Source organism: Paenibacillus sp. LPE1-1-1.1, assembly GCF_040676435.1.
In the GTDB taxonomy this organism is placed as follows: Bacteria; Bacillota; Bacilli; order Paenibacillales; family Paenibacillaceae; genus Pristimantibacillus.
On record NZ_JBEGHY010000001.1, the window covers coordinates 279,558 to 293,522 of the forward strand.

Annotated in this window: 17 protein-coding genes; 4 read left to right on the plus strand and 13 right to left on the minus strand. The window is 34.0% G+C overall.

All coding sequences use genetic code 11. The features are described 5' to 3' along the window. Positions 1-10 precede the first annotated feature (10 nt). Both MRBLPE1_RS01375 and MRBLPE1_RS01380 read right to left on the minus strand, forming a co-directional pair. Positions 11-1,072 (minus strand): hypothetical protein, encoded by a 1,062-nt coding sequence (locus tag MRBLPE1_RS01375; RefSeq protein WP_364140579.1) that lies wholly within the window; start codon positions 1,070-1,072, stop codon positions 11-13. Positions 1,073-2,759: 1,687 nt separating this feature from the next. Next, complete coding sequence (locus MRBLPE1_RS01380; RefSeq protein WP_364140582.1) at positions 2,760-3,071, minus strand: hypothetical protein; 312 nt, start codon at positions 3,069-3,071, stop codon at positions 2,760-2,762. A gap of 298 nt (positions 3,072-3,369) precedes the next feature. Here MRBLPE1_RS01380 and MRBLPE1_RS01385 point away from each other — a divergent pair, with 298 nt between their 5' ends. Next, positions 3,370-5,406, plus strand: a complete 2,037-nt coding sequence (locus MRBLPE1_RS01385) for an ATP-dependent DNA helicase (RefSeq protein ID WP_364140585.1) — start codon at positions 3,370-3,372, stop codon at positions 5,404-5,406. A gap of 178 nt (positions 5,407-5,584) precedes the next feature. Here the strand turns inward: MRBLPE1_RS01385 and MRBLPE1_RS01390 are convergent, their stop codons facing one another. From MRBLPE1_RS01390 to MRBLPE1_RS01430, 9 genes are all read right to left on the minus strand, one after another. Further along, the gene (locus MRBLPE1_RS01390) at positions 5,585-5,800 is read right to left on the minus strand and encodes a hypothetical protein (RefSeq protein WP_364140588.1); all 216 of its coding nucleotides are present in this window, start codon (positions 5,798-5,800) and stop codon (positions 5,585-5,587) included. 109 nt (positions 5,801-5,909) lie between these two features. After that, the gene (locus tag MRBLPE1_RS01395) at positions 5,910-6,440 is read right to left on the minus strand and encodes a hypothetical protein (protein ID WP_364140591.1); all 531 of its coding nucleotides are present in this window, start codon (positions 6,438-6,440) and stop codon (positions 5,910-5,912) included. Positions 6,441-6,488: 48 nt separating this feature from the next. Continuing rightward, positions 6,489-7,043, minus strand: a complete 555-nt coding sequence (locus MRBLPE1_RS01400; protein WP_364140594.1) for a hypothetical protein — start codon at positions 7,041-7,043, stop codon at positions 6,489-6,491. A 34-nt stretch (positions 7,044-7,077) separates the two neighbouring features. Beyond that, entirely contained in the window at positions 7,078-7,248 is a 171-nt protein-coding gene (locus MRBLPE1_RS01405; protein ID WP_364140596.1) for a hypothetical protein, read from the minus strand. Positions 7,249-7,285: 37 nt separating this feature from the next. Next, the gene (locus MRBLPE1_RS01410) at positions 7,286-7,705 is read right to left on the minus strand and encodes a hypothetical protein (RefSeq protein ID WP_364140599.1); all 420 of its coding nucleotides are present in this window, start codon (positions 7,703-7,705) and stop codon (positions 7,286-7,288) included. Positions 7,706-7,785: 80 nt separating this feature from the next. After that, positions 7,786-8,592, minus strand: coding sequence for a hypothetical protein (locus MRBLPE1_RS01415; RefSeq protein WP_364140602.1), 807 nt, complete (start codon positions 8,590-8,592; stop codon positions 7,786-7,788). After that, positions 8,589-8,771 carry a hypothetical protein gene (locus MRBLPE1_RS01420; protein ID WP_364140605.1) on the minus strand — a complete coding sequence of 61 codons (183 nt, stop codon included), beginning with the start codon at positions 8,769-8,771 and terminating at the stop codon, positions 8,589-8,591. The genes MRBLPE1_RS01415 and MRBLPE1_RS01420 overlap by 4 nt, the downstream gene beginning before the upstream one ends. A 22-nt stretch (positions 8,772-8,793) precedes the next feature. Then, positions 8,794-9,441 (minus strand): DarT ssDNA thymidine ADP-ribosyltransferase family protein, encoded by a 648-nt coding sequence (locus MRBLPE1_RS01425; RefSeq protein WP_364140608.1) that lies wholly within the window; start codon positions 9,439-9,441, stop codon positions 8,794-8,796. A gap of 313 nt (positions 9,442-9,754) precedes the next feature. Next, positions 9,755-10,951, minus strand: coding sequence for a phospholipase D-like domain-containing protein (locus tag MRBLPE1_RS01430; protein WP_364140611.1), 1,197 nt, complete (start codon positions 10,949-10,951; stop codon positions 9,755-9,757). A 703-nt stretch (positions 10,952-11,654) separates the two neighbouring features. Here MRBLPE1_RS01430 and MRBLPE1_RS01435 point away from each other — a divergent pair. Further along, a complete protein-coding gene (locus tag MRBLPE1_RS01435; protein ID WP_364140614.1) occupies positions 11,655-12,275 on the plus strand; it encodes a hypothetical protein in 621 nt (206 codons plus the stop codon). An 81-nt stretch (positions 12,276-12,356) separates the two neighbouring features. After that, complete coding sequence (locus tag MRBLPE1_RS01440) at positions 12,357-12,551, plus strand: hypothetical protein (RefSeq protein ID WP_364140617.1); 195 nt, start codon at positions 12,357-12,359, stop codon at positions 12,549-12,551. A gap of 185 nt (positions 12,552-12,736) precedes the next feature. On the opposite strand, the gene MRBLPE1_RS01445 is transcribed toward MRBLPE1_RS01440, so the two are convergent. Together MRBLPE1_RS01445 and MRBLPE1_RS01450 are read right to left on the minus strand one after the other, a co-directional pair. Then, entirely contained in the window at positions 12,737-12,868 is a 132-nt protein-coding gene (locus tag MRBLPE1_RS01445; protein WP_364140620.1) for a hypothetical protein, read from the minus strand. Beyond that, the gene (locus MRBLPE1_RS01450) at positions 12,853-13,098 is read right to left on the minus strand and encodes a YolD-like family protein (RefSeq protein WP_364140623.1); all 246 of its coding nucleotides are present in this window, start codon (positions 13,096-13,098) and stop codon (positions 12,853-12,855) included. The genes MRBLPE1_RS01445 and MRBLPE1_RS01450 overlap by 16 nt, the downstream gene beginning before the upstream one ends. 99 nt (positions 13,099-13,197) lie before the next feature. Between MRBLPE1_RS01450 and MRBLPE1_RS01455 the strand changes: the two genes are divergently transcribed. Then, entirely contained in the window at positions 13,198-13,938 is a 741-nt protein-coding gene (locus tag MRBLPE1_RS01455) for an ATP-binding protein (protein WP_364140625.1), read from the plus strand. Positions 13,939-13,965 lie beyond the last annotated feature (27 nt).

Consider the following 13,965-nt stretch of genomic DNA (forward strand, 5'->3'; position numbering starts at 1 on the left):
ATGAGTTTAATTAAAATGGATTGCTTCCCTCATAATCGTAATCATCTTCACTCACTCCGCTTTGAACATCAACCTTGGCTTGTTGTTCAAACTGATCCTCATTGGTCTCTTTTTGCTGATACGTGTCTTGAAGATATTCTTGTTCCCAAGCTTCAAGATCATAAATACATTCAGGATCATCATTCATTGACTCGATTTTAAACTCGCACTTTTTCACAAATATTATTGCTACGTGTTCGTCTTTCGCTAATCTATAAGCAAAATAATCTCCATATTTCAATATTTCATATTGTCCAAACTTATCTTTCTTGCCCCAATTAGATTCCTTCAATACTTTCTTTAACTCTTTGACGGTCAGATTATCACCGTAAAATGCATTGTCTTTGATAATCTCCGTATCTTTTCGTCTTCTCGCTTTATTGTTTACTTTAATATTGATGTGATTAGCATGTAATCTCTTCTTTTCTTCAGTCATGTAACGATCTGAAAAGTACACATTGACCTCTTGTTCTGGACTCCCCTCTATCCTGTCACCACTAAACCGATAAATAAACTTACCATCTAACTCATTAACAATATTCTGAATTGTCCTTACCGAGTGATTTTTGATACTATTGAAGTAGTTACACTTAGATGAAATAACGTCATAACTCAATTTGTTTCCATCAATGAACCGGTTAACATCAGCATATATGTAGAATTTCAATTTGGATTTGTCTAAATCCTCATTCAAAAACTCATCTAAAACAGAACTATCTATTCCGCTATAACCCTTTTCTAGGTTGATAACCTTACCTATGATAATCTTCGTATATTTTGTCAACTCATCAACATTACAATTGATGTATTCTTTGTTTTGGAGAGAAACAACAACATCTCTAATATAAAATTTGTTCTCACTATCGTTACCTTTTTTAAATTTCAATATTTGACTTATTAAATCAATCGTTGTTGTAAAGTCATCATCCACATTGCGATACTTGAACAGAAACGAAAAGGTAATAGTTTCATCTGGTGACAGTTTCCTATCTCCTTGAATAGTAAATGCATCGTTTGGAATTTTAATCATCATAATATCGAATCGTCTTCTCTCATTTTAAATTTTGAATGCACATCTAATTAATAAATAAAAATTAGAAATATCACATTTTCCTCATGTTTAAGCTGCTCTTATCTTTTGAACTTGAACTTTTTCTTTTCTCAAGCGTAGCGTCAATATTTCATCCATCACCTTATTATAGTAGTATTAATTATTTAAATACTTATAGAGATATGGTCTTGGCACCACAGCTACACTTTAGTAGTAGTTAATTGATAATGTGCTACGATTATGTAGTAGAAGTTGATACAATGTACTACGAATATGTAATGGATGTTTTATCGTATAAACAACTACTACGATTTTGTAGTAGATTATTTCACTTAATGCACTCATTAACGCTTTAACCTTAACTGTATTGTGGAATACGAATACTTTCTTAGCTGCGTCGTTTAAGTCTTGATTGCATTGAACATTAACCATCCAGTCATACGTACACTATGTATTATGATTGTGTTATTCAAATCTGCTCTGCCTCCATTTGTTCTCTTATAAATAGTTTAGAAATGAAATATCGAAATTCATAAAAACATATTGACTTTACATGTGTAAATGGTAATATGGATATATCTCTAGTTTACATATATAAATGACTTTACAGAGACCATCCCCTTTAAGATGATCTCATGATGAAAAAGCCTATAAAATTGGATTTTATGAGATGATTGGTAACAACTCCTCTCAAACAGAATAGGAAAATAGTAGGCGCATATTCATACTTTGCACCCACTATAGGAAATATACCAACATCGACAAACAATTGTCAATGTTTATTTTTGTTTGTAGATAATGATAGATATATACGAAAATCACCTCTTATCAATTTGGACAGCGACTAGCTAATTGCTAATCACCTCAATGAAACTATTCAATGACTGGTTTATTCTTTCTCCCCCATCTCATTGGCGAGTACTCAAAATCGACAAAACGATGTATAATTTCAACCTGACAGCCGACAATCCGACTTATCAACGCTCAGAGCTCAGAGCCTAATGCGGCTTAACGTCCCTCTGAGGACTATTGAACAGCGCCTTATACGCTTCTGTGACCTCTGCCAATCTATCCAAATCACCCTCAAACATATTGACCCAAGCGTAAAGTTCCTTCTCGTTTGTAACGTTGATGTGCAGGAACTGGAACGTCTCTGATTCCTATGACCCTGGCTAAATTATCGGAGGGAAAATTCATGTATAGTCATCAAACAAAAGTTAAAAGAGAACCGATTCAATTAAGAATTCGGTTCTTTTTATTCATATAAGCACCTTTAATCATTTCTAAGGTTCTTTTTTATCTTTCTCTTGTGTTGCTCAATGCGTTGATTTATAACTTGCTCTACTCTTGTCTTCAGTTTGTCGAATACGCTTTTTCGTTTTCGCTCGTATGGAGCCACAATCCTTTATATTGCTCTACAAATGCTTGAAACAACACATTATCATCATCAGTTGGTTCAATCTCTAATGCTTCAGAGATTATCTTATTGTCACGTATAGCCATCATTAAATCTGAAAATATTTTGCTTAGTCTTTCGGAGGCATATTTTGCAATTATGTCATGAGTATAAGGCTCACTAGGCATAACCGTCCTAACTTTTATTGATGTTTGTGATTTTCTCTATGTGGCAAGATTATCCTTATTAGATTCCATTCTTATTATCTCCACTTTAATTATATCCCAGTATGCTCAAATTCTTAATGCTGATTCCACAATGAGTAAGGCTTTTATCTATCTTGTCCATTTGAAAATCAAGCAAATTATAAATCTTATCTTTCCTCGTTTCATTTTTCTCCCGTTTCCTAACTTTCACATCTACATTATCGAATCTACTATCCTTAAGAAGTTCAACATGAAAGCTGACTGTAACCCTGTATTCATACTCTTTATTTAACTGATTACCCTCTAATATCATATTTTCTTCGATTTTGTTGCATAAATTCAAATCAAAAATATCAATATCTTCTAATAAAAACTCCAAAATTCCAACCTCCCAAAATTGTTTCTCCATATAACAATATTGCTGCTAGCGGCGGAAGTATTAACAATTTCGTGGTTGAATATTCGATATTAAGAAGATTTATCGACTTGTAGATAATACGATGTTTCACTATTGTATCTACATGAGCGTAGCGTATGAATGGAACTAGTATGTAAAATGACAAGGTTCAAGAAGTTATGGTACAATATTCCTATTGTATTCTATCTAATTATAATGAATTAGCATGTAGGTATCAGTTCTGTTTTAAGAGAAAGTAATAATCTCATAACAAAAGAGGGTGATTACTATTCTGAGGGGTTACTTTTTCCCTGAAAACAAATCCATCAATAAAAATATAGAAAGTAGCTTGATGAATGAGATTTTTGATATTTATGATCATTACGAAGATTATGGTTTAAGGGATAGAGAAGATCAAGTTAATATGTCTCTTGATATAGCTGAAGCATATGTAAATAGCACTAATATAATAATTGAAGCTGGTGTTGGTATAGGTAAGTCTTTTGGATATTTAATACCTTCTTTAATAATTAATAAGAAAACGAATAAGCCAGTAGTTATCGCAACATCATCTATTCAGTTGTCTGAACAGTTATTATCTGATGTTGGTGTTATATCTAAAAAATTAGGATTTGTAACCAATGCTGTAGTAGGTAAAGGAATGAGTCACTATTCATGTGCAATGAAAACTATGGACATATTTAGCACAGAGGGAAATGATATTAAATATAGTGATACATGGTGGTTAATAAAAGGTGTTACTGAAGGCGAATATAATGAAAGATCTGAAATTGAGCACGGCGTGACTGATAAGCAATGGAATACAGTTGCTGTGAATCGTTGTATATTTGAAAATTGCTCCTTTAGAAGCACTTGCAAATTCTATCGAATGCGATTAGACATTTCAGATAATGGTTTCAATGTTGATATAATTATAATTAATCAAGATCTACTTATTCGTGATTTGATACGTAAAAATGAGAGTGGTAAGGGGTTTATTGTAACTGATCCAGCAATGATTATTATAGATGAAGCCCACAACCTAGAGGATAAAGTACGTAGTGCACTCACTGATTCGTTTACAAAAAAAGATACCATTGAAATGTTAAATGCTATATTGAAATTGTTTGATGCACGGTTTAACGATCCTCAAACTATAAGGAACATTAAGTATATATTGAGAGTAGTTCTTAACTTTTTCAAGATAATTAATGAACAAGTTAATTATTTGATTTCTGAGAATGATATGAGTTCTGAGAGATATAAGGTAACGTTTCCATTAGAAATAGATTATCAGAGGTGGAATAAAGTAATAGGAGATTTGATTGTTTCCGTCTCGGTTTATGAGTCTGGAAAGAGAGAAAGAGAAATAGATAATGCACTTGAAGAGCTAAGTTCACTAAAAAGGCTTTTTGAAATTATAAAAGGTGTAGACAATAATTATTTAGTTTGGGCGAACAAAATAGGTAATGATGTTTCATTGAGCTACTGTCCAAAAGAAATACAATCCACTTTAGAAGATAACTTGTTTAATAGAAAATTCTCTACAGTGTTAACTTCTGCGACATTATGTCAAGGTGGCAAGAACGTTTCAGAACAATATAGTTATATAAAAAAATCGCTTGGTTTCACTGGTGACCTCTCAGAGCCTAAAATTAGTCCATTCAATTATAAAGATAATGCGTTGATGTATATTGCTGACGATACACCACTGTATGACTACAGATCAAAAAATGATTATTTAGATAATGTATGCGAGAAAATCATTATCATGTGCAACATGACCTCTGGTAGATCACTTGTACTGTTTTCATCAAAAGATGATCTCAAATATATTTCAGAAAAAATGAGTACCATTAAAACAAGCTGGAAACAGATCTATCAAAAAGAAGGTTCAACACAGGATGGTACAATTAAAGAATTTAGAGAAAGTAAGGGTGTATTATTTGGGACAGGAATATTCTGGGAAGGCATTAACATTGAAGGTTCTGATTTATCTCAAGTAATAGTTGTAAGGTTGCCTTTTCCTGTTCCAAACGATCCAATCACAGAATATAAGGTTTCTATTTCAAAGGATTCCTTCAATGATATAATGCTGCCTGAGATGCTTATAAAATTAAGACAGGGTACAGGAAGACTTATACGTTCTGAAACAGACAAGGGAATTCTAAGTATTTTAGATTCACGTTTAAGTAAGAAATATCATAAACATTACAGAGACGCTGTTTTGAGTTCATTACCATTTAAGACAATTACGGATTCGTTAGAGGTTGTTGATTCGTTTTGTAAAGCGAAGATAAGAGAAAATTATATCTAATCATATAAAATAAAGCGACCCAAGTGAATAAGGTCGCTTTATTTATTTCGTGTGCACGTCAAATTACTAATTGTGAATATAAAAAAACCATTAGATTTCCAATGGTTTAGGGGATTTGTTTGATTCCTCATAAATCTTGCATTTTATCGGATATCGTCTCTTGTGGTTAACCGTCACATTAACCCTCTTCAATCATCCACAGATCATATTCCGCTAAGGTGTCAAAGCGATTCAAGTCAAACTCAATTTCGTCAAGGTGTTCAATAGCGTCCTCCATGCTTTCGTGGTCACAGCCGCATTTGATTTCTGCCGTTGTGCCGTCACAGTCCGTAACATGTAATGTGCCCTCGAATGTGTCATTTGGGTGTTGCGTAATGCTCTTTTTGATTTTCATGTTCCAATTCCTCCAAAAAATTAGTTTGTGGTCAATTTCGCCTCAATATCTATGAAACAGGTCTTTCATAGCCGTATTATTATCCTAATAAGAAAAACATGAAATCAAATTAATTGTTTATTTCTTTCATCTTTTTTACAGCATATTCATCTGCATATTTTTCGAAAGGATGCTCCCTATATACTCTTTGAAGTTCTCCGTACAGCTCATTGTTTGCTTGTACCTGTTTTTTCAGTGAAGTTATTCCCATTTCATCTGAAATTTTTGCGTTGTCATCGTTATATGCATTACCTGACTTACCAAGATCTATATAATATCGAACATAATAATCCCAATGTCCTTCTTCATGCAACAGTGTGAAAATTGCATCAGTCTTCTCATCTAGTTTTATAGCCACCCCTTTATCAATAAGAAACTGCTCAACTATTTTAATACCTTCAGTTAATCTAAAATCATTCCTTTGCTCTTGGAAGCTCTCAGTAATTGTAACATCTGGATACCAAATACCCCCTTGTTGATTAATATCAGTAAAAGGTGTCATTCTGAATATCATTTCTCTCTTTTCTAAATGATCGGGATTGTACGGAAATGTCGGAATATCTTTTCTCAGAATTACACTTGCAAGTTCTGTCAATCTCATTTGATCAACCCACCATTCGTCGTTTAATGAAACAGTCATTTTATTTACTTAATAGCTATTATGAATTCTAATTAAAATACCATTCAAGAACTGTAATTCCGTCCCAATGAACTCTCTTTCTTGAGAATAGAAATGGTAATGCCATATATTCCACGTTCCGTTTGCATCTGTTATGGTTTGTGAAGTTATTTTATCATAACTATTATTCCTATATTTTAAAATAGCAGCCTCTTCCATTGTCATTCCAAGCTTAGGGTCAGTATCATTTCCGTACTTCTCAATGACTTTTTGACGCAATTCTAACGCTCTTTTTTCTTCAGCATCTTTATTTAAATAATGTTTAGGTTCATCTTCTAACTTATCAAAAAAAAGTCCAATTCCAGTGCAAACACCCCATTTTTCAGTTTCGATATATAAACATCTTTTGTGAAAGTCATCTAAATTCCGAATAGAAACTAATCGATACTTATCCTTATCATACAGTTTACAGAATGTTTCAAATGAATCATACCTAATAAAAGATGGTTCCCAATGTTTATAATAATGCATGAATTCCGAGTTAAACGAACGAATCAATTTTTTCAGCAGATTCCTCAACCCCATTTAAGAAAAATTAACCCTTTTATCTATATTGAATTTATTCACTTTCAATAACATTAATAACATTACTCACAGATGCATTATGAGTTATCTCATGACTACCTATTTTTTGGGACACCACAAGCAGCTCATCATTTTGACTTAACACTCTTGCTTCAATCGTATTGCCTTGTATTTTAATGACCACTACTTTACCCACATAATTCATCTAGATCTCTCCTCTAAAATATCCTTTTTAATTGCATTTAGGTATTGTCATCATTTTTCAATAGATCAATCTCCATTTTAAATGCTTCTGTCATCTCTTTCTTACTTTCTGGTGTTTGAGATTCTGGGTGTGTAGAACCAATCATTGTCTCAGTAAGCATTTCTAAAAACAATACAAGCGGAAAATCGTTATACATTTCATAAATATCTAGTATTATTCTGTAAATCTGAATTCCTGCTATTGAATTTGTATCCGCATAACACATAATCCATTCAATTGCTTGAAATTCATTATAATGTTTTACCGTAATTACAATCGAGGTTTTATTATTCTTTCTAATCACATCTTGACAAATAATAATATTATCATTAAGCATTTGGTCATTATAAAATACTGTCCTTTCTTTTAAATGATAATGCTTGAACTTTAAACCTTTGTGTGCCAACAATTTTATCACGAATATTCCTCTTTTCAGTTAATAAAGTTTCTAACTATATATTGAAATCCAGTTTTTATTTACATATTTAGTCTATCACTTTATTTTATTACAACACCTAGAACAGAAGCAGCCACCTCTAATCTCACCATAAGATCAATCTTTGAAATTTCCAACAGATAGACTATATTAAGTCTTGGATTGTAGATCCCCAATTTCTTAATTTCTTGAAATTCTTTATGGATCGAACGATGACCAAGAATATAATACATCAACAATTGAAGGGTCTGTTTGTTTGTTGGTGCATTCTTAGACACTTTAAAATCCCACAAGGTATCTTCAGTGAGATAGTCTCCATCACCTGATGTAACTGTAGGTGTATATCCATGTTCAAAGGTGAAGCCCTCTTTAATGATTGGCCCAAAATTACCCAAAAAATCAACACTACGGTTTACCATTGTTCGAATATTAAATATGGTACTCTCGTCTGCAATAATAGTTTCAACAGGCTGATATCCTGCTGAACCAGCTCTTTTGCACACATCATAGCCAACAAGTTTGCAGGCATATGTTATGGACAGATCATCCAGTCCCTTTATCTGGCTTATGAACTTCTTTGCTTTATCCTCTTGCCTAATAATTTGCGAACCCAACAGTGAAATTTTAAATGCTTCTTCCGCTGGAACCCCCATAATAAAACGGGTCATATAATCTACTGCCAGTCCAACTAAAATTGCATGAATGCTCTCTTCTGGATTAAGTCCAATCCCATCAAACAAAACTGTTTCAGAAAATTCTTTTGGTCTAATATAACCTCCACGAGGCTGCTTTATCTGTGAAATTCTATGAGTTACTGATGTAATAATATTCTCTCCTTTCACTTTGAAATGCCGTTTTAATCTTCTCACTTTTCCTCAAATTCTGTTTCAAAGTATGTATTTCCATGACCAGCCTTATACTTAGTTTTCTTGCTTTTGAAAGACTTGTAAACAATAGACACCCCTAAACCACCAGCTACAAATAGTCCAATTTTCCGTAAATTGCTTAGAAATTGTTCTTGCGTCATTTCCTTAACGATATCTTTCAACCTGTATCTCCTCCTAATAAATCTAGTATTTTATCTTCTGCCAAAATCTCCAGTCCATTCTTCTTTCAAATAATGAAGGGTCTACTACAAAAAGGCGCGATTTTATCACATCACTCTCGAATCTTCTTAACAAGTCTGAATCTCTAATTATTATCTTTTGAATCAAACTGGATTCGATTTTTCCTACTACTTGGATCTCGGCTTCTGGAGAAGTTGGATAGTGAGTCGGAATATTAGTGGCTTCTCTATCTCCCACAAAAGGATTCTCAAACATACTAATAAGACAACCAATACCATCTCTATCCCAATAATTCTTCATTTTTGCAGCATTATCATAAGAATAATAACTCAACTTTTCAAAGATGATTTCAATTGGAAGCTCAAGTATTACGAAAATGGCTTCAGGGTTTTGCTGTCTTAGTTTGTATAACATTCTGTAGCTAGGAAAACTCACAGAAAAACTGGTGAAATCGACCAACTTATCATGTCGATTGATATCATTACGTAAGAATCCGATTTCCTTCTTAACTAGTTCTGAAATTGGTAATACTCCGTATTTGAAGATGTTTTCGATGTTTTCCACTCTTGTGAAGTGATATAGATGTTTGATACCTCTTTTAGCAATATACTCTTTCTTACGTTCTTTCTCACGTTCAGCCATTGCTCCCATACTTTTTTCACCTCAGAGGTTGTTGAAATCTCGTGTTTTAATTATCCTTATATATCTGTTACTAAGGCCATTTTCTGTCCATCGAATGATCACTTTGACCTGTATGTAATGACATAAATGCCCATTATTTAGAATAACACGAGTAGTAATTTGGGTCTATAAAACTCGACAAATGACATATAAAAAAGCACCATCATAAGATGATGCTTGTCGAGGCGACCTGCATTCGGCGGATAAAACTTCTCTTTTATTGAACAAACTTTCTCCGTTGGCTTAAGAGGTTGGCAAAATTACCGAATAAATTAATTATATCTTATTGATTTGTATATTTTATTATTTCTTCTCTAAAATATGCAAATTGATCGCTCAACTTTTTTCTAACTTCCTCTTTTTTTAAATGAGGATTAACGTAACTAAAATCAATTTCTTCAATTATTTTTTCATTTGGAAGGTATATTATCTGTTCGTTTTTAACAATAAATCCTTTACTTTCTACTTCCATTCTTGCTTTTTCGCGTTTTGATTCAATTGATGGGGTTTCCAAATATCCTGATAATTCTTCAAGTGTTTCCTCCATGTTTGTTAATAACTCTACCTTTTCTTCTAGTTTTATAATAATATCATTAAGTAAATAACCTATGTCCTCCAAATCAATTTCACTTACGTTCTCCACATCATCATTTAACTCACTTAAACCATTGATTTTATTATTAATGAACTCTTTTTGAGTATTTATAAATTCAATTGACTGATGCAACTTCTCATTATCTATTTCATTTTCAAAATCCCATGTTTCAGGATAATCTTCATCAACTTCCTCTAATACCACTTGAAGTGACTCTAAAAAAATTTTTAATGCATCATCCTCTATAATGTCTATATGTCCCATGAGTATTTCTAATAAACTATTTATGTTTCCTTTCCTTTCAATTAGCTCGTCATAAATAATATCATCTATTTCACTGTCTACCATATCTAGATTGTTGTAAACAGAATAAGGGACTTGCTGTTGTAGTGTTTCAATCTTATCTTGAATTAGTAAATCTGGATATCCTATCATCGCGGATACTCGACTCACATTTAGAATAACTTTTTTTAATTTTTCTACTAAATCAGATGTGGTTTTTGTAATTGTTCCAATTTCAATATTATTTTTAGAGGATTCCGTGAAATTAGCTGACCCAAAATAAAAGTGTTTATCCGTTAAAATTAATTTTGCATGATTTAATACACAAAAATACACATTTAATTTGCAATTAAAATTTCTTGGATGAAGAGTTTTAAACATTTCAAGTTTATTGAATGTGATATTATTGATAACTAAATGTACTATTATTTCTCCACTAAGTTTTCTTAACTTACTAATCATATCGTTATCTATATTATATGTAAAAATAATAATTTCCTTTGATTCACAGAACCCGTTAATAAGTACGTCAATATATTGTAACTCATCATTAGTTACAACCACTTCTTCGCCGGAACTAGATCTGATAATCTCAGTCCTCATACCAATGTCCCCCTCTATAATATTTAAACACTCAAAATAAATTCCTTCCCATAAATTCCATTAAACTGCCGTTAGCTTAATGAAATCCGTGTTTCGCTGTAAATTTATTTCTTGAATTTAGCTTTAATCAATACTATTACTCCACCAATAAAAATCCCAATAATAGCCCAAGCTGCAATAAATAATATCGAATCCATCATGTACACTCCTTAGTTGTTACTGTAATTGCGAGTTTCTAATGTCAATCAATCTTAAAGTTTTCACTTTCTATGCTACAACATTTCCAGCAAGCAACTTTCCCCACTCCATCGCATCTACGGCAGTCCCTCTATAACCATCGCATTTCTTGCAGTCAATCATCTTTATCCCCAAACAAACTGTACAAGATGTGTCTCCACCTTGGGTATCTGCTTGTATAGTTCTTCCCATTAATTAAGTCTCCCCCTGAACGCAATACAATCAGACATTTATTTTTCTTCAAACAATTATACGATGGAATCGGTAATTTATCTCAGGTTTGTCAAACTAAATGAATCTTTTAGTGAAGCACTTCTATAACCTTAATTCTTATGAGCCCCATATCTTCTATCAAGATATTTCTCTCCGTACAAACTAAAAAGCCGCTCATTTGAGCGACCATTTAAAGTCATAATTTTATTAGTGAAACATAACCTTTGTATCATATCCATACGAGGTGAGATATTTGATACCTAAACTTTCCGTTAAGAAAAAATGGAGACCTGCTAATGAAATCATTGAAGACTATGATGAATATGAGTTGTGTTATTTAGATCTATGTGATGTTTTCCCTGACGATATAATTGGGCTTAGTTTATGGCCTCCCGAAAAACTGATAGCAGACGAAAAAATGACTCGTCTTTATCAATCAATACTTCAAAACGGTTGGAAAGATGAATTTCCCGGAGACTTAGATCTTTATTTGCTACCAACTGGCAAGTTTGTAGTTAGTTATGGAGGAAATCACAGAGCCGTAATATCTAACGAATTGAGTGTCCCCAAAATTAAAGCAAATGTTGATCTATTGATTCCAAGGTCTTTACTTTCGGAAGATGTAATAAATCACATTTCCATATTAAGAAAAAATGAACAGCAATTAAACCATGCTGCTAAGGAAATTTCATTTTTTTTAAATTCAAAGGACATATATAGGGATCAATATCCAGACAAAATAAAAGAATTTAATCAACTATGCGAACAGGCTAAAAAATCTACTAACAAAGTTAATGAAATATTAAAAAATGAAGCTTATAAACTAGAACTTATACCAAAAAAACTTAACCTTACACGAATTACCATACGTTAATATAAAACTCCTTCGCCATTTCTCCAACAGGAAGGAAATTTCACTTTCATGGCGAAATATGTCAGTAAGGAGATGAATTACATGTTTAAATCCGGCTTCATCTTAACCACCGATGTCCACATATCAGCTGCTATGTTCAACAAAACACCTGTCATCGTCTGGCTAGACGGAGAAACATTTGACTTCGGCGGCGTAATCGAAAAACAGGATGAGCATACAGTCACTATTGACGGCATGCACTATATGAAAGCCGCTTGCGAATTCAAAGTTCGCTAAGTGGCTTTTTTTCTGTGTCAAACTTCCCTTGATACAAATCGTCCAGTAGATTAGTAAGCATAATCTTCTTTGCAACCCACATTAGAATCATTCCGCTATCGATACTCTTGGCTTCTTCATAACCATCAATCTTGAAACGGAGCTGCTCAGCATTAAACTCAAGATGCTCGATTAATTTCTGACGATCAATAGTCAAGCTGAGCACTTTCGATATCTTTGATTTGAAACCATTCTCCATCGACCATGAAGCGACCTTTCAAATGATCAACGCGCCCCACGATGCCGATTATGGCATGTTCATCTAGGGGATGGTACATTTGAGGACAATCTCCTTACGATGGCTTAGAGAGTCACCTACGGCCTGAGAGATACTTTCCCATTCCTGTTCATCGAGTTGAATTCGATCTCTCTTCTTTTGTTGCTGAGCCAATTCGATAATTCTTGATTTGTATTCAGGCAGCATCATACGGCTGCTTTCCCAGAATCCGTTTCCTGTTAATTTCTTAGACAATGAAAACACCGTCCCTTTTAGTAGTGTATACATCATATGAGAACATTTGTTCTTTATTCAATATTGACTTGATGGAAACAAAATTAATAAAACCGACTTCACCCTTTAATTAGAGGGGAATCGGCTTTATTAATTTTGTTTATACATATTTACTACTACCTTTTTATAACACTCTCACCGGGAGGCTTAATCGGCGGCGGCTCCATTCCGAAGCCTGGGGAAGTAACCCTTGCACACCGCGGCATACTATTTCTCGATGAATTGCCTGAGTTCCCGCGGCAGGTGCTTGAGGTTATGCGGCAGCCGCTTGAGGATCGCATCGTAACCATCTCCCGCTCAAAAGCCGTGTTTCAGTTTCCGGCAAACATCATGCTTGCCGCCTCTCTCAATCCTTGCCCTTGCGGTTATTTCGGTCACGAATACGGCGATAAGCACTGTATCTGCAGCGCAACTCTAATTAGTCGTTACCGTTCAAAAATATCGGGCCCGCTGCTTGACCGGATCGATTTGCAGCTGGAGGTTCCCCGTCCGATTTCGCTGGATCATCACTTATCCGGTCCTTCGCTCAATACGGCTCAAATGAAGCTTATGGTGCAAAAAGCTAGGGATTTCCGAGAAGCCCGCACGGCAGACAGTTGTTTCAATTCCGCTGCCGAACTTACAGGCGCAGCTCTGCGCAAAGCCATTCTTATAAAGCCAGAAGCGGTAAGCCTGCTGGAAAATGCATTTGAAGCGCTCGGAATCAGCATGCGTGCTTATGACCGAATGCTCAAACTGGCGCGAACGATTGCCGACCTCGAAGAAAGCGACTTCGTTGAAGCGGCGCACATTGCCGAGGCCATCCAATTTCGCGGTCTCGACAAGCCGCTGCCCTAATCACATGAAAAAGGCTCTCGCAGCGTG

Bases quoted from the DNA above. Each gene is read 5' to 3' on its own strand.
- MRBLPE1_RS01395 (WP_364140591.1), bottom strand. From the start codon at position 6,440: ATGAGATTGACAGAACTTGCAAGTGTAATTCTGAGAAAAGATATTCCG.
- MRBLPE1_RS01450 (WP_364140623.1), bottom strand. From the start codon at position 13,098: ATGATGTATACACTACTAAAAGGGACGGTGTTTTCATTGTCTAAGAAA.
- MRBLPE1_RS01430 (WP_364140611.1), bottom strand. From the start codon at position 10,951: ATGAGGACTGAGATTATCAGATCTAGTTCCGGCGAAGAAGTGGTTGTA.
- MRBLPE1_RS01425 (WP_364140608.1), bottom strand. From the start codon at position 9,441: ATGGGAGCAATGGCTGAACGTGAGAAAGAACGTAAGAAAGAGTATATT.
- MRBLPE1_RS01440 (WP_364140617.1), top strand. From the start codon at position 12,357: ATGTTTAAATCCGGCTTCATCTTAACCACCGATGTCCACATATCAGCT.
- MRBLPE1_RS01390 (WP_364140588.1), bottom strand. From the start codon at position 5,800: ATGAAAATCAAAAAGAGCATTACGCAACACCCAAATGACACATTCGAG.
- MRBLPE1_RS01400 (WP_364140594.1), bottom strand. From the start codon at position 7,043: ATGGGGTTGAGGAATCTGCTGAAAAAATTGATTCGTTCGTTTAACTCG.
- MRBLPE1_RS01445 (WP_364140620.1), bottom strand. From the start codon at position 12,868: ATGTACCATCCCCTAGATGAACATGCCATAATCGGCATCGTGGGGCGC.
- MRBLPE1_RS01405 (WP_364140596.1), bottom strand. From the start codon at position 7,248: ATGAATTATGTGGGTAAAGTAGTGGTCATTAAAATACAAGGCAATACG.
- MRBLPE1_RS01375 (WP_364140579.1), bottom strand. From the start codon at position 1,072: ATGATGATTAAAATTCCAAACGATGCATTTACTATTCAAGGAGATAGG.